Annotated in this window: 17 protein-coding genes; 16 read left to right on the forward strand and 1 reads right to left on the reverse strand. The window is 71.8% G+C overall.

Going from position 1 to position 17,602, the window contains the following annotated elements; genetic code table 11:
* Positions 1-58: 58 nt before the first annotated feature.
* The gene (galE, locus tag ACZ7LV_RS14235; protein ID WP_471939134.1) at positions 59-1,030 is read right to left on the reverse strand and encodes a UDP-glucose 4-epimerase GalE; all 972 of its coding nucleotides are present in this window, start codon (positions 1,028-1,030) and stop codon (positions 59-61) included.
* 317 nt (positions 1,031-1,347) lie between these two features.
* Between galE and ACZ7LV_RS14240 the strand changes: the two genes are divergently transcribed.
* The 16 genes from ACZ7LV_RS14240 to ACZ7LV_RS14315 form a co-directional block, all read left to right on the forward strand.
* Positions 1,348-3,135 (forward strand): DUF5941 domain-containing protein, encoded by a 1,788-nt coding sequence (locus ACZ7LV_RS14240; RefSeq protein ID WP_471939135.1) that lies wholly within the window; start codon positions 1,348-1,350, stop codon positions 3,133-3,135.
* Positions 3,132-3,893 (forward strand): phosphocholine cytidylyltransferase family protein, encoded by a 762-nt coding sequence (locus ACZ7LV_RS14245; protein ID WP_471939137.1) that lies wholly within the window; start codon positions 3,132-3,134, stop codon positions 3,891-3,893. The genes ACZ7LV_RS14240 and ACZ7LV_RS14245 overlap by 4 nt, the downstream gene beginning before the upstream one ends.
* A complete protein-coding gene (locus ACZ7LV_RS14250) occupies positions 3,881-4,942 on the forward strand; it encodes an iron-containing alcohol dehydrogenase family protein (RefSeq protein ID WP_471939139.1) in 1,062 nt (353 codons plus the stop codon). The genes ACZ7LV_RS14245 and ACZ7LV_RS14250 overlap by 13 nt, the downstream gene beginning before the upstream one ends.
* Complete coding sequence (locus ACZ7LV_RS14255) at positions 4,920-5,699, forward strand: CDP-alcohol phosphatidyltransferase family protein (protein WP_471939141.1); 780 nt, start codon at positions 4,920-4,922, stop codon at positions 5,697-5,699. Before ACZ7LV_RS14250 ends, ACZ7LV_RS14255 begins: the two co-directional genes overlap by 23 nt.
* Before the next feature lie 8 nt (positions 5,700-5,707).
* On the forward strand, positions 5,708-6,580 hold the full coding sequence (locus tag ACZ7LV_RS14260) for a glycosyltransferase family 2 protein (RefSeq protein ID WP_471939230.1): 873 nt from the start codon (positions 5,708-5,710) through the stop codon (positions 6,578-6,580).
* Positions 6,581-6,678: 98 nt separating this feature from the next.
* Positions 6,679-7,608, forward strand: a complete 930-nt coding sequence (locus tag ACZ7LV_RS14265) for an ABC transporter permease (protein ID WP_365449848.1) — start codon at positions 6,679-6,681, stop codon at positions 7,606-7,608.
* A complete protein-coding gene (locus ACZ7LV_RS14270) occupies positions 7,601-8,380 on the forward strand; it encodes an ABC transporter ATP-binding protein (RefSeq protein WP_471939143.1) in 780 nt (259 codons plus the stop codon). The genes ACZ7LV_RS14265 and ACZ7LV_RS14270 overlap by 8 nt, the downstream gene beginning before the upstream one ends.
* A gap of 382 nt (positions 8,381-8,762) precedes the next feature.
* Positions 8,763-9,665 carry a squalene synthase HpnC gene (gene hpnC, locus ACZ7LV_RS14275; RefSeq protein WP_471939145.1) on the forward strand — a complete coding sequence of 301 codons (903 nt, stop codon included), beginning with the start codon at positions 8,763-8,765 and terminating at the stop codon, positions 9,663-9,665.
* Positions 9,662-10,612 (forward strand): presqualene diphosphate synthase HpnD, encoded by a 951-nt coding sequence (hpnD, locus tag ACZ7LV_RS14280; RefSeq protein WP_471939147.1) that lies wholly within the window; start codon positions 9,662-9,664, stop codon positions 10,610-10,612. The genes hpnC and hpnD overlap by 4 nt, the downstream gene beginning before the upstream one ends.
* Positions 10,612-10,752 carry a DUF6380 family protein gene (locus ACZ7LV_RS14285; RefSeq protein ID WP_471939149.1) on the forward strand — a complete coding sequence of 47 codons (141 nt, stop codon included), beginning with the start codon at positions 10,612-10,614 and terminating at the stop codon, positions 10,750-10,752. Before hpnD ends, ACZ7LV_RS14285 begins: the two co-directional genes overlap by 1 nt.
* Complete coding sequence (hpnE, locus tag ACZ7LV_RS14290; protein ID WP_471939151.1) at positions 10,749-12,149, forward strand: hydroxysqualene dehydroxylase HpnE; 1,401 nt, start codon at positions 10,749-10,751, stop codon at positions 12,147-12,149. The genes ACZ7LV_RS14285 and hpnE overlap by 4 nt, the downstream gene beginning before the upstream one ends.
* A 68-nt stretch (positions 12,150-12,217) precedes the next feature.
* A complete protein-coding gene (locus ACZ7LV_RS14295) occupies positions 12,218-13,282 on the forward strand; it encodes a polyprenyl synthetase family protein (RefSeq protein WP_471939232.1) in 1,065 nt (354 codons plus the stop codon).
* A gap of 122 nt (positions 13,283-13,404) precedes the next feature.
* Positions 13,405-15,414 carry a squalene--hopene cyclase gene (gene shc, locus ACZ7LV_RS14300; protein WP_471939153.1) on the forward strand — a complete coding sequence of 670 codons (2,010 nt, stop codon included), beginning with the start codon at positions 13,405-13,407 and terminating at the stop codon, positions 15,412-15,414.
* A complete protein-coding gene (locus ACZ7LV_RS14305; protein WP_471939155.1) occupies positions 15,411-16,052 on the forward strand; it encodes a phosphorylase family protein in 642 nt (213 codons plus the stop codon). Before shc ends, ACZ7LV_RS14305 begins: the two co-directional genes overlap by 4 nt.
* 5 nt (positions 16,053-16,057) lie before the next feature.
* Complete coding sequence (hpnH, locus tag ACZ7LV_RS14310; RefSeq protein ID WP_471939157.1) at positions 16,058-17,080, forward strand: adenosyl-hopene transferase HpnH; 1,023 nt, start codon at positions 16,058-16,060, stop codon at positions 17,078-17,080.
* A gap of 4 nt (positions 17,081-17,084) precedes the next feature.
* The coding region (locus tag ACZ7LV_RS14315) for a flavodoxin-dependent (E)-4-hydroxy-3-methylbut-2-enyl-diphosphate synthase (RefSeq protein WP_471939159.1) at positions 17,085-17,602 on the forward strand (518 nt) is incomplete at its 3' end.

Genomic DNA, 17,602 nt, shown 5'->3' on the forward strand with positions numbered 1-17,602 from the left:
GTGCCCTGACCTGCGGAAACGAAGGGCAGGTCAGGGCAGTGCGAGGCGCGGTGGGGGCTCAGCGGCCGTGGTGGAGCCGCCATCCCCGCCATGCCGATTCGACCATCTCGGGTACTCCGCGCCGCGCTGCCCAGTCCAGCTCCGCGGCGGCCCGCGCCGCCGAGGCGACGGCGCGCGGCGCGTCCCCGGGCCGACGCGCCTGGACGACGGCGGGACGCCTGTCACCGGTCACCTCACCGATCAGGCTGACCAGCTCACGCACCGAGACACCCTCGCCGCGTCCGATGTTCACGGTCAGGTCGCCGGGCGCCCCGGGCGCCGAAAGCCGCCGGGCCGCCGCGAGGTGCGCGTCGGCGAGGTCGGCGACATGGATGTAGTCGCGCACACACGTGCCGTCCGGCGTCGGGTAGTCGTCGCCGAAGATGCGCGGGGCCTCGTCGCGGGTCAGCCGGTCGAAGACCATGGGAACCACGTTGAACACCCCGGTGTCGGCGAGCTCCGGGCTCGCCGCGCCCGCCACGTTGAAGTAGCGCAGGCACGCGGTGGCGATGCCGTGCGCCCGGCCCGCCGCGCGCACCAGCCACTCACCGGCGAGCTTGGTCTCGCCGTAGGGGCTCAGCGGGGCGCACGGGGTGTCCTCCGTGATGAGTTCCACATCGGGGTTGCCGTACACGGCCGCGGAGGAGGAGAAGAGGAAGCGCCCGATCCCGGCGTCGGCGACCGCCTCCAGCAGGGTCGCGAGACCGCCGACGTTCTCCGCGTAGTAGCGCGCCGGCTGCGCGACGGACTCGCCGACCTGCTTGCGTGCCGCGAGATGCACGACACCGGTCACCGCGTGCTCGGCGAGCACCCGCTTCAGCAGCTCGGCGTCCCCGGAGGAGCCCCGCACCAGGGGGACGTCCGCCGGGAGCCGCGCCGGCACCCCGGCCGAGAGGTCGTCCAGCGCCACGACGCGCTCCCCGGCCTCCGCCATGACCCGCGCCACATGCGCTCCGATGTATCCGGCACCGCCGGTGATCAGCCATGTCATGGTGGCCCACCCTAAGGGCCGGAGCGGAGGTTCCCGTCGTCGCCCGCCTGGGGAGGTCCCGTCTCCCGTATGCCGTGTTCGCCCGCTCACGGGGATCCGATGTTGTCCGCCGAGCCCGGCGTCCCCGACGATGATCACCGCGGAGGCTCAGCAGACCGTGTCGACCGGACCGTTAACGGCCGGTGAACACGGGCTTCCCATCATCCGATAGCCTCTGCCGACACGCCGTCCGCCGGTGCAGCTCCGCCTGCCCCGAGGGGCGCCCCACCATGCACACGACCGGCGCGAGAGCGCCGGCCCCCAGGGAGTGAGTTCGGTTGCCGACCGCCATCCTCACCGGTCAGCCGGTCCCCGGATCGTCGATCGAGGGCGATCTGCGGTCACTCGGCTACGAGGTGCGCATCGCCGCCGACCCCGCCGAGACCGAGACCCTGCTCGCCCAGGTGCCCGGTGACCGGCGGGTCGCCGTGGTCGACGCACGGTTCGTCGGTCATGTGCACGCGCTGCGCCTCGGCCTCACCGATCCGCGCTTCCCGCTCGCCGCGATACCCGGCGCCGTCACGGCCCGGCCCGCCGGCCGTCAGGCCCTGACGCGCGCGCTGGCCCGTGAGACCTCCGCCCAGGGCGCGCTGCTGGTCGACAGCCTCCCCGACCGGATCACCGGCACCCTGGACACGGAGGTGCACCGGCCCGAGCTCGGCAGCCTGGTCGCCGTCGTGCCCGCCGACCCGCAGGCCCGCAACGAGGCCCGGCAGGCCGTGGCCGCCGTCGACGACGAGGCCGTACGCCTGAAGTCGGCCGTCAAGTCGCGCGACGGCTTCTTCACCACCCACTTCGTCAGCCCCTACTCCCGCTACCTCGCGCGCTGGTGCGCCCGGCGCGGGCTGACCCCCAATCAGGTCACCACCGCCTCGCTGCTCACCGCCCTGGTGGCGGCGGGCTGCGCGGCCACCGGCACCCGAGCCGGATTCGTCGCGGCCGGCGTGCTGCTCATCGCGTCCTTCGTGCTGGACTGCACCGACGGGCAGCTCGCCCGCTACTCCCTGCAGTACTCCACCCTGGGCGCCTGGCTGGACGCCACCTTCGACCGCGCCAAGGAGTACGCCTACTACGCGGGCCTCGCCCTCGGCGCCGCCCGGGGCGGCGACGACGTGTGGGCCCTCGCCCTCGGCGCGATGATCCTGCAGACCTCCCGGCACGTCGTCGACTTCTCCTTCAACGAGGCGAACGCCGGTGATCCCGGCGGCCCCGCCAACACCAGCCCCACCGCCGCACTTTCGGACAAACTGGACAGCGTCGGCTGGACGGTGTGGCTGCGCCGGATGATCGTCCTGCCGATCGGCGAGCGCTGGGCGCTGATCGCCGTCCTCACGGCCCTCACCACCCCGCGCATCACCTTCTACGCGCTGCTCGTCGGCTGCGCCTTCGCCGCGACCTACACCACGGCGGGCCGTGTCCTGCGGTCGCTGAACCGCAAGACGGGGCGCACCGACCGCGCGGCACGCGCCCTGGCCGATCTGGCGGACAGCGGACCGCTCGTGGAACTTCTCACACGCCGGGGGAGTGTGCCGCTCGCCCCGGTCAGCGCCGCCGTCGGCGGTCTCCTCGTGGTGACCTCCGCCGCACTCCTGGGCGCGACCTGGCCGACCCTGCTCGCCGCGCTCGCCCATGTCGCACTCTGCGCGGCGGCCGTCTCACGCCCCCTCAAAGGCGCGCTGGACTGGCTGGTTCCGCCCTTCTTCCGGGCGGCCGAGTACGGGACCGTGCTGATCCTGGCAGCTGAAGCGGAGGTGAACGGAGCACTTCCCGCGGCTTTCGGGCTGGTTGCGGCCGTCGCCTACCATCACTACGACACGGTCTACCGCATCCGTGGCGACGCGGGCGCACCCCCGCGGTGGCTGGTGCGGGCGATCGGGGGGCACGAGGGCCGGACGCTGGTGGTCGTGCTGCTCGCCGTGGTGCTGACCGCGGCGCAGTTCACGGTCGCGCTCACGGTCCTCGCCGTGGCCGTGGCCCTGCTGGTGCTCCTGGAGAGCATCCGGTTCTGGGTGTCCGCCCATCGACAGGGCGCACCCGCCGTACACGACGAAGGAGAACCCGCATGATCGGCCTCGTGCTGGCGGCCGGCGCCGGCCGGCGTCTGCGCCCCTACACCGACACGCTGCCCAAGGCGCTGGTGCCGGTGGGGCCCGCGGGCGACGAGGACGGGACCGACGGGATCACCGTTCTCGACCTCACCCTCGCCAACTTCGCCGAGATCGGCCTGAGCGAGGCCGCGATCATCGTCGGCTACCGCAAGGAGGCCGTGTACGCCCGCAAGGCCGAGCTGGAGCGGAAGTACGGCCTCAAGCTCACGCTGATCGACAACGACAAGGCCGAGGAGTGGAACAACGCCTACTCCCTGTGGTGCGGGCGTGACGCGCTCAAGGACGGCGTGATCCTCGCCAACGGCGACACCGTCCACCCGGTCTCCGTGGAGCGCACCCTGCTCGCCGCGCGCGGCGAGGGCCGGCGGATCATCCTCGCCCTCGACACCGTGAAGTCGCTGGCCGACGAGGAGATGAAGGTCGTCGTCGACCCCGAGCAGGGCGTCCGGAGGATCACCAAGCTGATGGACCCGGCGGAGGCCACCGGCGAGTACATCGGCGTCACGCTCATCGAGGGCGACGCCGCCCCCGAGCTGGCGGACGCCCTGCGGACGGTCTGGGAGAGCGACCCCCAGCAGTTCTACGAGCACGGCTACCAGGAGCTCGTCAACCGCGGCTTCAAGATCGACGTGGCTCCGATCGGCGACGTGCCGTGGGTCGAGATCGACAACCACGACGATCTGGCCCGGGGACGGGAGATCGCGTGCCGGTACTGACCAGGCTCGTTCCGACGCCGGTCGTCGTGGACATCCGCCCGGGTGCCCTCGACGACCTGGCGGGCGTGCTCGCCGACGAGCGCATATCGCACTCGGGCCGGCTCGCCGTCGCCGTCAGCGGCGGCTCCGGCGCCCGGCTGCGTGACCGCGTCGCCCCCCAGCTGCCCGGCGCCACCTGGTACGAGGTGGACGGCGGCACCTTGGACGACGCCGTGCGGCTGGCCGCCGACATGAAGTCGGGCCACTTCGACGCGCTCGTCGGACTCGGCGGCGGCAAGATCATCGACTGCGCCAAGTTCGCCGCGGCCCGGGTCGGCCTCCCGCTGGTCGCCGTGCCGACGAACCTCGCGCACGACGGACTGTGCTCTCCGGTCGCGACCCTCGACAACGACGCCGGGCGCGGCTCGTACGGCGTGCCCAACCCGATCGCCGTCGTCATCGACCTGGACGTCATCCGCGAGGCCCCGGTCCGCTTCGTGCGGGCAGGCATCGGCGACGCGGTGTCCAACATCTCCGCGATCGCCGACTGGGAGCTCGCCCACCGCGTCAAGGGCGAGAAGATCGACGGTCTCGCCGCGGCCATGGCCCGCCAGGCCGGTGAGGCGGTGCTGCGGCACCCGGGCGGCATCGGCGACAACGACTTCCTCCAGGTGCTGGCCGAGGCACTGGTGCTCAGCGGCATCGCCATGTCGGTCTCGGGCGACTCCCGCCCCTCCTCCGGCGCCTGCCACGAGATCAACCACGCCTTCGACCTGCTCTTCCCGCAGCGGGCGGCCGCGCACGGCGAGCAGTGCGGACTGGGCGCGGCCTTCGCGATGCATCTGCGCGGCGCGCACGAGGAGTCGGCGTACATGGCCGAGGTGCTGCGCCGGCACGGGCTGCCGGTGCTGCCGGAGGAGATCGGTTTCACCCCCGACGAATTCGTCCGGGTCGTGGAGTACGCCCCTAGGACCCGGCCCGGCCGCTACACGATCCTCGAACACCTCGACCTGCAAACCCACCAGATCAAGGACACCTACGCCGACTATGTCAAGGCCATCGGTAGCTGAACTCCGCCCCGTCGTGCACCCCGCCGGGGTGAAGGACCGGCGCAGCGGTGAGCACTGGGCGGGACGCCTCTACATGCGTGAGGTGTCGCTGCGGGTCGACCGCTACCTGGTGAACACCAGGGTCACGCCCAACCAGCTCACGTACCTGATGACCGTCTGCGGCGTGCTCGCGGCCCCGGCCCTGCTGGTGCCGGGCATCCCGGGCGCGGTGCTCGGCGTGGTGATGGTCCAGCTGTACCTGCTGCTGGACTGCGTCGACGGCGAGATCGCCCGCTGGAAGAAGCAGTACTCGCTGGGCGGTGTCTACCTGGACCGGGTCGGCGCCTACCTCACCGACGCGGCCGTGCTCGTCGGCCTCGGCCTGCGCGCCGCGGACCTGTGGGGCAGCGGCCGGGTCGACTGGCTGTGGGCCTTCCTCGGCACCCTGGCCGCCCTCGGCGCGATCCTGATCAAGGCGGAGACCGACCTCGTCGGCGTCGCCCGGCACCAGGGCGGGCTGCCGCCGGTCAAGGAGGCCGCCTCCGAGCCGCGCTCCTCCGGCATGGCGCTGGCCCGCCGCGCCGCCGCGGCGCTCAAGTTCCACCGTCTGGTGCTCGGCATCGAGGCCTCGCTGCTGATCCTGCTCCTCGCGATCCTGGACGCGAGCCGCGGCGATCTGTTCTTCACCCGGCTCGGCGTCGCCGTGCTCGCCGGGATCGCCCTGCTCCAGACGCTGCTGCACCTGGTGTCCATCCTCGTCTCGAGCAGGCTCCGGTGAGCCCGGTGATGCGGGTCGGGGCCGTCATCATCACGATGGGCAACCGGCCCGAGGAACTGCGCGCGCTGCTGGACTCGGTCGCCAAGCAGGACGGTGACCCGATAGACGTCGTCGTCGTCGGCAACGGCTCACCCGTGCCCGAGGTCCCCGCCGGAGTGCGCACCGTCGAGCTGCCGGAGAACCTCGGCATCCCGGGCGGCCGCAACGTGGGCATCGAGGCCTTCGGCCCCAGCGGCCGGGACGTCGACATACTGCTGTTCCTCGACGACGACGGCCTGCTGGCCCGCGCCGACACCGCTCAGCTGTGCCGTGAGGCTTTCGAGGCCGACCCCCGGCTCGGCATCGTCAGCTTCCGTATAGCCGACCCCGACACCGGCGCCACCCAGCGCCGCCACGTGCCGCGGCTACGGGCCTCCGACCCGATGCGCTCCTCGCGCGTGACCACCTTCCTCGGCGGCGCCAACGCGGTGCGCACCCGGGTCTTCGCCGAGGTCGGCGGCCTGCCCGACGAGTTCTTCTACGCGCACGAGGAGACCGACCTCGCCTGGCGCGCGCTCGACGCGGGCTGGCTGATCGACTACCGGTCGGACATGGTGCTGTACCACCCGACGACCGCGCCCTCGCGGCACGCGGTCTACCACCGCATGGTCGCCCGCAACCGCGTCTGGCTCGCCCGTCGCAACCTGCCGGCCGCCCTCGTCCCGGTCTACCTGGGCATCTGGCTCGCCCTCACGCTGCTGCGCCGCCCCTCGCGGCCGGCCCTGCGGGCCTGGTTCGGCGGCTTCCGGGAAGGCTGGAGGTCCCCCTGCGGACCCCGCCGGCCCATGAAGTGGCGTACGGTGTGGCGGCTGACTCGACTGGGCCGACCTCCTGTCATCTGACAAGCTCGTCCCTGAGAGCATTCGGGGCGTAACGCTCGGCTCCCGGCCGCTGCCCAGCCCGCAGGGGCTGCGCATCTCGAAGACGAAAGTTTCGACTAGTGAGTGAGACCACACACGACGGCACAGTCGCGGTGACCGCGCCCGTGTCACCCGACGAGGGCCTGTCCGCGGCGGAGCTCGCCGCCAAGTACGGCCTGACCGTGAGCGGCGCCCGCCCCTCCCTCGTCGAGTACGTCCGCCAGCTCTGGGACCGCCGTCACTTCATCCTCGCGTTCTCGCGGGCGAAGCTGACCGCCCAGTACAGCCAGGCCAAGCTGGGCCAGCTCTGGCAGGTCGTCACGCCGCTGCTCAACGCGGCCGTGTACTTCTTCGTCTTCGGCGTGATCCTGGAGGCCGACCGCGGGATGCCGCGGGAGGTGTACATCCCCTTCCTGGTGACGGGCGTGTTCGTCTTCACCTTCACGCAGAGCTCGGTGATGGCGGGCGTCCGCGCGATCTCCGGCAATCTCGGCCTGGTGCGCGCCCTGCACTTCCCGCGCGCCTCGCTGCCGGTCTCCTTCGCGCTCCAGCAGCTCCAGCAGCTGCTCTTCTCGATGATCGTGCTGTTCGCCGTGACCTGCGTCTTCGGCAGCTACCCGGATCTGTCCTGGGTGCTGATCGTGCCGGCGCTGGCGCTGCAGTTCTGCTTCAACACCGGCCTCGCGCTGATCATGGCGCGGGCCGGCTCCAAGACCCCGGACCTGGCGCAGCTGATGCCGTTCGTGATGCGGACGTGGATGTACGCGTCCGGTGTCATGTACTCGATTCCGATCATGCTGGCCGACAAGCCGTCCTGGATCGCGAACATCCTCCAGTGGAACCCGGCCGCGATCTACATGGACCTGATGCGCTTCGCGCTGATCGACGGCTACGGCTCCGAGAACCTCCCCGACCACGTCTGGGCGATCGCCGGCGGCTGGGCGGTGCTGTTCGCCCTGGGCGGCTTCGTGTACTTCTGGAAGGCGGAGGAGAGGTACGGCCGTGGCTGACCATACGACCGAGGAACTCATTCCCACCGTCGTCGCGGACGACCTGCACATCGTCTACCGCGTCAACGGCGCGAAGACGGGCAAGGGCAGCGCCACCGCGGCGCTCAGCCGGATCGTCAAGCGCCGCGAGGACCGCGGGGTGCGCAAGGTGCACGCCGTGCGCGGTGTCTCCTTCGTCGCCTACCGGGGCGAGGCCATCGGCCTCATCGGCTCCAACGGCTCCGGCAAGTCGACCCTGCTGCGTGCCATCGCCGGACTGCTGCCCGCCGAGAGCGGCAAGGTCTACACCGACGGGCAGCCCTCGCTGCTCGGCGTGAACGCCGCCCTGATGAACGACCTGACCGGCGAGCGCAACGTCATACTCGGCGGCCTCGCCATGGGCATGACCCGTGAGCAGATCAAGGAGCGCTACCAGCAGATCGTCGACTTCTCGGGCATCAACGAGAAGGGCGACTTCATCACGCTGCCGATGCGGACGTACTCCTCCGGCATGGCCGCCCGCCTGCGGTTCTCCATCGCGGCGGCCAAGGACCACGACGTCCTCATGATCGACGAGGCGCTGGCCACCGGCGACCGCAAGTTCCAGAAGCGCTCCGAGGAGCGCATCCGGGAGCTGCGCAAGCAGGCCGGTACGGTGTTCCTGGTCAGCCACAACAACAAGTCGATCCGGGACACCTGCGACCGCGTGCTGTGGCTGGAGCGCGGCGAGCTGCGCATGGACGGACCCACCGCCGAGGTCCTCAAGGAGTACGAGAAGTTCACGGGTAAGTAGACAGCCGTTCAGGGCCTTGCCGGAACCGCTCCGGCGGGGCCCTGCGTCGTCGGCAAAGGGCCCCTGTGCCGGCCGCAAAGGAAGCGTCAACTCTGCGTGGCCGTAGGAATCTTGAAGCCAATCGGTGTGTTCTTGTGATGCGCAGGACACCCCCTCGGTCCGCGCCGCGTTGTACAACGTAAGCTGTACCGGTGCCGAAACACGGCAAGTAGGGCCATAATGCGCGACACCCACCAAGGTGGCAGCCGCCTGAACGCATGGCGGCGTGTCCGAAATAGTGTGAATTGGGTCGGCAGTGTAGAACGGGAGATGTGACGGCAATGGCTACGGAAACTCCCCAGCTCCGCGAAGCATGTGCCGTCCCAGCCCTGGGCAGCGAGCGGTGACGGGAACCGCCACGACGCGCACGGACGGCACGGAGCGCGCGACGCTGGACAAGGCCACGGCAGAGAACTTCCCCGTGGCCCCCTTCTTCCTGCCCCGGGCCTGGCGCACCGACCTCATGGCCGTCTACGGCTTCGCCCGCCTCGTCGACGACATCGGCGACGGCGATCTCGCCCCCGGCGGCGCCGACGCCCGCCTTCTCGGTGTGCCGCCCGGGTCGGCCGACGACCGCATGGCCCTGCTCGACGCCTTCGAGGCGGATCTCCGCCGCGTCTTCGACGCGACACCCCGCCACCCCCTGCTGCGCCGCCTCCAGCCGACCGTCCGGCGCTGCGCCCTGACGCCCGAGCCCTTCCTCGGCCTCATCGCCGCCAATCGCCAGGACCAGCTCGTCAAGCGGTACGAGACCTACGACGACCTGCTGGCCTATTGCGAACTGTCCGCGAACCCGGTGGGCCGGCTCGTCCTCGGCGTCACCGGCACCACCACCCCCGAGCGTGTCCGCCGCTCGGACGCGATCTGCACGGCCCTGCAGATCGTCGAGCACCTCCAGGACGTGGCCGAGGACGTCGGCCGCGACCGCGTCTATCTGCCCGCCGAGGACATGAAGCGCTTCCACGTCCAGGAAACGGATCTCGCCGCGTCGACCACCGGCGCATCGGTGCGCGCTCTGGTCGCGTACGAAGCGCAACGCGCCCGCGAGCTCCTGAATGAAGGCGCCCCCCTCGTGGGTAGCGTGCACGGCAGACTGAGGCTGTTGCTCGCGGGGTTCGTGGCGGGGGGAAGGGCGGCCGTCGAGGCGATCGCCGCCGCCCGGTACGACGTACTTCCCGGCCCGCCCAAGCCCGGCAAGCTCCGGTTGCTGCGGCAGGTGGGCGTGACCCTGCGAGGAGAGGGGTGATCCGGACCGTGGAGTCTGCACCACACGTGTCCGCACCGGTACTCGCCGCCTACAGCTACTGCGAGGCCGTCACCGGACAGCAGGCACGTAACTTCGCCTACGGCATCCGGCTGCTGCCGACGTCCAAGCGCCGCGCGATGTCGGCGCTGTACGCCTTCTCCCGGCGGGTCGACGACATCGGCGACGGCGACCTCGGCGCCGACCTGAAGTTCGAGCGGCTCCAGGAGACCCGGTCGCTGCTCGCACGCATCCGCGAGGACGGGATCGGCGAGGACGACACCGACCCGGTCGGCGTCGCCCTCGCCCACGCCGCCCGGCACTTCCCGATCCCGCTCGACGGTCTCGACGAGCTCATCGACGGCGTCCTGATGGACGTCCGCGGCGAGACCTACGAGACCTGGGACGACCTCAAGGTCTACTGCCGCTGTGTGGCCGGGGCCATCGGACGGCTCTCGCTCGGTGTCTTCGGCACGGAACCGGGGGCGCGCGGCGCCGAGCGCGCGTCCGAGTATGCCGACACCCTGGGGCTCGCGCTCCAGCTCACCAACATCCTGCGGGACGTCCGCGAGGACGCCGAGGGCGGGCGCGTCTACCTGCCCGCCGACGACCTGGCCAAGTTCGGCTGCTCGGCCGGGTTCGCCGGACCGAACCCGCCGGAGGGCTCCGACTTCGCGGGCCTCGTGCACTACGAGGTGCGGCGGGCCCGCGCCCTGTTCGCCGAGGGGTACCAGCTGCTGCCCATGCTCGACCGGCGCAGCGGCGCCTGCGTCGCGGCCATGGCCGGCATCTACCGCCGTCTCCTCGACCGCATCGAGCGGGAGCCCGAGGCCGTGCTGCGCGGCCGGGTCTCGCTGCCCGGACGCGAGAAGGCCTACGTCGCCGTACGCGGTCTGTCCGGCCTGGACACCCGGCACGTGACCCGGCGGACCGTCAGGAGGCGCGCCTGATGGACAGCCCGGGGCAAGGTGACGGCGACGCCGGGAAACGGCACGCAACCCTCCGTGGCCGGACGGCGTCCCTGACTGCGACGGCCCGCCGGGGCGCTGTGACGCGTCGCGGCGGGTGCGCAGGGGAGGGTGCGCGATGACCGACGGCATGCGGTCCGGACCCGCACGGGACGCGGTGGTGGTCGGCGGAGGGCTCGCCGGAGTCACCGCCGCGCTCGCGCTCGCCGACGCCGGGGTGCGCGTCACCCTGCTCGAAGGCAGGCCGCGACTGGGTGGCCTGGCCTTCTCCTTCCAGCGCGGCGCACTGACCGTCGACAACGGCCAGCACGTCTACCTGCGCTGCTGCACCGCCTACCGCTGGTTCCTCGACCGGATCGGCGGCGCCGCCCTGGCGCCGTTGCAGGACCGCCTCGACGTGCCCGTCGTCGACGTCACCAAGCCCGAGGGGCGGCGACTCGGCAGGCTGCGGCGCGACGCGCTGCCGGTGCCGCTGCATCTGGGGCGCAGCCTCGCGACATATCCGCACCTCTCACTCGCCGAGCGCGCCAAGGTGGGCCGGGCCGCGCTCGCGCTCAAGGGTCTCGACCTCGCCGATCCGGCGCTGGACGCGCAGGACTTCGGCAGCTGGCTGACCGCGCACGGTCAGTCGGCGCGTGCCGTCGAGGCCCTGTGGGACCTGGTCGGGGTCGCGACCCTCAACGCGGTCGCGGGCGACGCCTCCCTGGGGCTCGCCGCGATGGTGTTCAAGACCGGCCTGCTGTCCGACCCGGGCGCGGCCGACATCGGCTGGGCGCGGGTCCCGCTGGGCGACCTGCACGACCGACTGGCCCGCAAGGCGCTCGACTCCGCCGGCGTGCGCACCAGGATCCGTTCACGCGTCACCTCCGTCTCCCGTAGCGACAACGGGCGTTGGAGCGTCCAGGTTCCCGGCGAGGCCCTCGCGGCCGACGCCGTCGTGCTCGCCGTACCTCAGCGCGAGGCCCACGACCTGCTGCCGGACGGCGCGCTCGACGACCCGGCACGACTGCTCCGGATCGGCACCGCGCCGATCCTCAACGTCCATGTCGTCTACGACCGCAAGGTGGTCGACGCCCCCTTCCTGACCGCGCTCGGCACGCCCGTGCAGTGGGTCTTCGACCGCACCGACGCCTCGGGGCTGACGTCCGGCCAGTACCTCGCGCTGTCGCAGTCGGCCGCGCAGGACGAGATCGACGCGCCGGTGGCCGCGCTGCGCGAGCGCTATCTGCCCGAGCTGGAGCGCCTGCTGCCGCGGAGCCGGGGCGCCGAGGTCAGGGACTTCTTCGTGACCAGGGAGCGCACCGCGACGTTCGCGCCCGCCCCCGGCGTCGGACAGCTGCGGCCCGGCGCCCGTACCAAGGCATCCGGCCTGTACCTGGCCGGAGCGTGGACCGCCACCGGGTGGCCCGCGACCATGGAGAGCGCGGTCCGCAGTGGCATCGGCGCGGCGGACGCCGCGCTGCGTGCCCTCGGCCGGCCCCGCCCCCGCCGTCTCTTCGACGTCGAGGAGGCGGCGTGACGACGCAGCAGCGCGCGGCAGGTCCCCACACCTCCGGCACCGCAACAAGAGGAGAGACTGTGCCCACTGTGCCCCCGGCCTCGAAGGCCGCTCGAGAGACCGCGGTGGACGTGGCCGCGCTCCTGGAGCGCGGCCGGACCCTGGCCACACCGGTACTGCGGGCGGCCGTCGACCGCCTGGCGCCTCCCATGGACACGGTCGCCGCCTACCACTTCGGCTGGATCGACGCCGCGGGCAACCCCGCCGACGGGGACGGCGGCAAGGCGGTGCGCCCCGCGCTCGCCATCCTGTCCGCCGAGGTCACCGGAGGCGCTCCCGAGGTCGGCGTCCCCGGCGCGGTCGCCGTCGAACTGGTCCACAACTTCTCCCTGCTGCACGACGACCTGATGGACGGCGACGAGCAGCGCCGGCACCGCGACACCGTCTGGAAGGTGCACGGCCCCGCGCAGGCCATCCTGGTCGGCGACGCCCTGTTCGCGCTGGCGAACGAGGTTCTCCTCGAACTCGGCACCGTCGAGGCCGGCCGCGCCACCCGCCGGCTGACCACCGCGACCCGCGCCCTGATCGACGGCCAGGCCCAGGACATCTCCTACGAGCACCGCGACCGCGTCAGCGTCGAGGAGTGCCTGGAGATGGAGGGCAACAAGACCGGCGCCCTGCTGGCCTGCGCCAGCTCCATCGGTGCCGTGCTCGGCGGCGCCGACGACCGCACCGCCGACGCCCTGGAGAAGTACGGCTACCACCTCGGCCTGGCCTTCCAGGCCGTGGACGACCTCCTCGGCATCTGGGGCGACCCGGAGGCCACCGGCAAGCAGACCTGGAGCGACCTGCGCCAGCGCAAGAAGTCCCTGCCGGTCGTCGCCGCCCTCGCGGCCGGGGGCGGTGCTTCCGAGCGGCTCGGTGAGCTGCTCGCCGCCGACGCCAAGAGCACCGACTTCGCGAGCTTCTCCGAGGAGGAGTTCGCGGCCCGCGCCGCCCTGATCGAGGAGGCCGGCGGCCGCGAGTGGACGGCTGAGGAGGCGCGCCGCCAGCACACCGTCGCCGTCGAGGCCCTGGGCGCCGTCGACATGCCCGACCAGGTGCGGGACCGCTTCGTGGCCCTCGCCGACTTCGTCGTCGTTCGAAAGAGATGATCACTATCGGCCGAATAGCCCTCGCGTAGTCGCCGGCCGGTGCCACGCCGTTCTCGTGCGCACCGGCCGACGGCGGACCCACAGCAGACGCACCGATTGCAGCACTGCACGAAGGGGAAGCCATGACAGCGACGACCGACGGAAGCACCGGGGCCGTGTCGCCCCGCGCTGCCGCGGCCAGCGAAAGCGACAGCACCACCCCGGTGGCGGCCGGGGTCCAGGAAGCCGCCGAACGCGCCGTCCGGCGCGCCACCGACCATCTGCTCGCCCGGCAGGACCCGGAAGGCTGGTGGAAGGGCGACCTGGAGACCAACGTCACCATGGACGCCGAGGACCTGCTGCTCCGTCAGTTCCTGGGCGTCCGCGACGAGTTGACGACGAGCGCCGCCGCCCTCTTCATCCGCGGCGAGCAGCGCGAGGACGGCACCTGGGCCACCTTCCACGGCGGGCCCGGCGAACTCTCCACCACCATCGAGGCGTACGTCGCGCTGCGGCTGGCCGGCGACGCGCCGGACGCGCCCCACATGGCCCGCGCGGCGGAGTGGATCCGCTCCCGGGGCGGCATCGCCGCGTCCCGTGTCTTCACCCGGATCTGGCTCGCCCTGTTCGGCTGGTGGAAGTGGGAGGACCTGCCCGAACTGCCGCCGGAACTCATCTGGTTCCCGAAGTGGCTGCCTCTGAACATCTACGACTTCGGGTGCTGGGCCCGGCAGACGATCGTCCCGCTGACCGTCGTCTCCGCCAAGCGCCCGGTACGGCCCGCGCCCTTCCCGCTGGACGAGCTGCACACCGACCCGGACCGGCCGAACCCCGCCAAACCCCTCGCCCCGATGGCGAGTTGGGACGGCGCCTTCCAGCGCCTGGACAAGGGCCTGCACGCCCTGCGCAAGGTCGTGCCGAGGTCCGTGCGGCGCGCGGCGACGCGGTCGGCCGCACGCTGGATCGTCGAACGGCAGGAGAACGACGGCTGCTGGGGCGGCATCCAGCCACCGGCCGTGTACTCGCTCATCGCCCTGCACCTGCTGGGCTACGACCTCCAGCACCCCGTGATGCGCGCCGGGCTGGAGTCCCTCGACCGGTACGCCGTGTGGCGCGAGGACGGGGCCCGGATGATCGAGGCCTGCCAGTCGCCGGTGTGGGACACCTGCCTGGCGGCCATCGCGCTCTTCGACGCCGGCGTGCCCGCGGACCATCCGCAGCTGGTGAAGGCCGCCGACTGGATGCTGGGGGAACAGGTCGTGCGGCCGGGCGACTGGTCGGTGCGCCGGCCGCACCTTCCGCCGGGTGGCTGGGCGTTCGAGTTCCACAACGACAACTACCCCGACATCGACGACACCGCCGAGGTCGTCCTCGCGCTGCGCCGCGTCCGGCACCACGACCCGGAGCGGCTGGAGCGGGCCGTCGCGCGCGGGGTGCGCTGGAACCTCGGCATGCAGTCGAGGAACGGCGCGTGGGGCGCGTTCGACGTGGACAACACCAGCCCGTTCCCCAACCGGCTGCCGTTCTGCGACTTCGGCGAGGTCATCGACCCGCCGTCCGCGGACGTGACGGCGCACGTGGTGGAGATGCTCGCGGTGGAGGGCCTCACCGGCGACCCGCGCACCCGGCGCGGCATCGAGTGGCTGCTCGCCGCGCAGGAGCCGGACGGCTCGTGGTTCGGCCGCTGGGGAGTCAACTACCTCTACGGGACCGGATCCGTGGTGCCCGCGCTGACCACGGCCGGCTTCCCCGTCTCGCACCCGGCGATCCGGCGGGCGGTGACCTGGCTGGAGAGCGTGCAGAACGACGACGGGGGCTGGGGCGAGGACCTGCGCTCGTACCGTTACTTCAAGGAGTGGAGCGGCAGGGGCGCCTCCACCGCCTCGCAGACCGCGTGGGCGCTGATGGCGCTGCTCGCGGCCGGCGAGCGGGACTCCCCGGCGGTCGCCCGCGGCGTCGAGTGGCTCGCCGCGACCCAGCGGGAGGACGGCTCCTGGGACGAGCCGTACTTCACCGGGACCGGCTTCCCCTGGGACTTCTCGATCAACTACCACCTGTACCGGCAGGTGTTCCCGCTCACGGCGCTGGGGCGCTACGTGCACGGGGAGCCCTTCGCCCGGACACCGCTCTCCGGGGCCAAGGGGAGCGGATGAGCGCCCCCTCCGCTCCGGAGCCGCTGCTGATCGCCTGTGCGCTCGGCATCGAGCGGCTGGCGCTGCGGCTGGGGGAGCGGAGCGGTGCCGGCGGTCCGGTGACCGTGCTGCGCACGGGCATGGGACCGGCGGCGGCCGAGCGGGCCGTCACGCGGGCGCTGGCCGACCCCGCGCTCGGCGGGGCGGCCGTGCTGGCCACGGGATTCTGCGCGGGGCTGGCACCCGGCATGCACCCCGGTGACCTGGTCGTCGCCGAGGAGACCCGGGATCCGCGCGGCACCACGCCCTGCGAGGGCACCGACCTGCTCGTCAGGGAACTCAGGCGTGCGGTGCCCGGCCGCACCGTCCACACCGGCCCCCTCACCGGCTCCGCCCACGTCGTGCGCGGGCAGGAACGATCGGATCTGCTGGCCACCGGCGCGATCGCCGTCGACATGGAGTCCGCCGCAACGCTTCTGAGCGCCGGGCGCGCGGGGGCGCGTCCGGTTGCGGCCGTCCGGGTGGTCGTGGACGCTCCAGAACATGAACTCGTCCGTATCGGCACGGTGCGCGGTGGAATATCGGCTTTCCGCGTCCTTCGTTCCATTCTTCCCGCATTCTTTGAATGGCACCGTAATGTGCTGCTCCCCAGGAGGTGAGCCCGATGGCCATGCCGCTGCGCCAGTCCATCAAGGTCGCTACATACTTGGCTGAACAGAAGCTCCGCAAGCGGGACAAGTTCCCGCTCATCGTGGAGCTGGAGCCCCTGTTCGCCTGCAACCTGAAGTGCGAGGGCTGCGGCAAGATCCAGCACCCCGCGGGGGTGCTGAAGCAGCGCATGCCGGTCGCGCAGGCCGTCGGAGCAGTCCTGGAGTCCGGGGCGCCGATGGTGTCGATCGCGGGTGGCGAACCGTTGATGCACCCTCAGATCGACGAGATCGTGCGGCAGTTGGTCGCCAAGCGGAAATACGTCTTCCTCTGCACCAACGCGATGCTGCTGCGCAAGAAGATGGACAAGTTCACGCCCTCGCCCTACTTCGCCTTCGCCGTGCACATCGACGGCCTGCGGGAGCGGCACGACGAGTCGGTCGCCAAGGAGGGTGTGTTCGACGAGGCGGTGGCGGCCATCAAGGAGGCCAAGCGGCGCGGTTTCCGTGTCACCACCAACTCCACCTTCTTCAACACCGACACCCCGCAGACCGTCGTCGAGGTGCTCAACTACCTGAACGACGACCTCCAGGTGGACGAGATGATGATCTCGCCTGCCTACGCCTACGAGAAGGCGCCCGACCAGGAGCACTTCCTGGGCGTCGAGCAGACCCGCGAGCTCTTCAAGAAGGCCTTCTCGGGCGGCAACCGGGGCCGCTGGCGGCTCAACCACTCGCCGCTCTTCCTGGACTTCCTGGAGGGCAAGGTCGACTTCCCGTGCACCGCGTGGGCGATCCCGAACTACTCGCTCTTCGGCTGGCAGCGCCCCTGCTACCTGATGAGCGACGGGTACGTGCCGACGTACCGCGAACTGATCGAGGAGACCGACTGGGACAAGTACGGCCGCGGCAAGGACCCGCGCTGCGCCAACTGCATGGCGCACTGCGGCTACGAGCCCACCGCCGTCCTCGCCACCATGGGATCGCTGAAGGAGTCGCTGCGCGCCATGCGCGAGACGGTCTCCGGGAACCGGGAGTGACGCCATGACCGCCATCCCCCTCGGCGTTCCCGAGGTGCCGGTGCGGCCCGTCGCGCGGCGGCGGGCGTCACGGCAGATCCAGGTCGGCACGGTGGCGGTCGGGGGCGGGGCACCGGTGTCGGTGCAGTCGATGACGACGACGCGTACGTCGGACATCGGTGCCACGCTCCAGCAGATCGCCGAGCTGACGGCTTCCGGGTGCCAGATCGTGCGGGTGGCGTGTCCGACGCAGGACGACGCGGACGCGCTGGCGACCATCGCGCGCAAGTCGCAGATCCCGGTGATCGCGGACATCCACTTCCAGCCGAAGTACGTGTTCGCGGCGATCGAGGCGGGCTGTGCGGCGGTGCGGGTGAACCCGGGCAACATCAAGCAGTTCGACGACAAGGTCAAGGAGATCGCCAGGGCGGCGAAGGAGCACGGCACGCCGATCCGGATCGGGGTGAACGCGGGCTCGCTGGACCGGCGGCTGCTGCAGAAGTACGGCAAGGCGACGCCGGAGGCGCTGGTGGAGTCGGCGCT

The organism is Streptomyces sp. NPDC107562 (assembly GCF_055657325.1).

Bases quoted from the DNA above. Each gene is read 5' to 3' on its own strand.
- shc (WP_471939153.1), top strand. From the start codon at position 13,405: ATGACAGCGACGACCGACGGAAGCACCGGGGCCGTGTCGCCCCGCGCT.
- ACZ7LV_RS14285 (WP_471939149.1), top strand. From the start codon at position 10,612: ATGGACAGCCCGGGGCAAGGTGACGGCGACGCCGGGAAACGGCACGCA.
- ACZ7LV_RS14245 (WP_471939137.1), top strand. From the start codon at position 3,132: ATGATCGGCCTCGTGCTGGCGGCCGGCGCCGGCCGGCGTCTGCGCCCC.
- ACZ7LV_RS14260 (WP_471939230.1), top strand. From the start codon at position 5,708: ATGCGGGTCGGGGCCGTCATCATCACGATGGGCAACCGGCCCGAGGAA.
- hpnE (WP_471939151.1), top strand. From the start codon at position 10,749: ATGACCGACGGCATGCGGTCCGGACCCGCACGGGACGCGGTGGTGGTC.
- ACZ7LV_RS14255 (WP_471939141.1), top strand. From the start codon at position 4,920: ATGTCAAGGCCATCGGTAGCTGAACTCCGCCCCGTCGTGCACCCCGCC.
- ACZ7LV_RS14305 (WP_471939155.1), top strand. From the start codon at position 15,411: ATGAGCGCCCCCTCCGCTCCGGAGCCGCTGCTGATCGCCTGTGCGCTC.
- galE (WP_471939134.1), bottom strand. From the start codon at position 1,030: ATGACATGGCTGATCACCGGCGGTGCCGGATACATCGGAGCGCATGTG.
- hpnH (WP_471939157.1), top strand. From the start codon at position 16,058: ATGGCCATGCCGCTGCGCCAGTCCATCAAGGTCGCTACATACTTGGCT.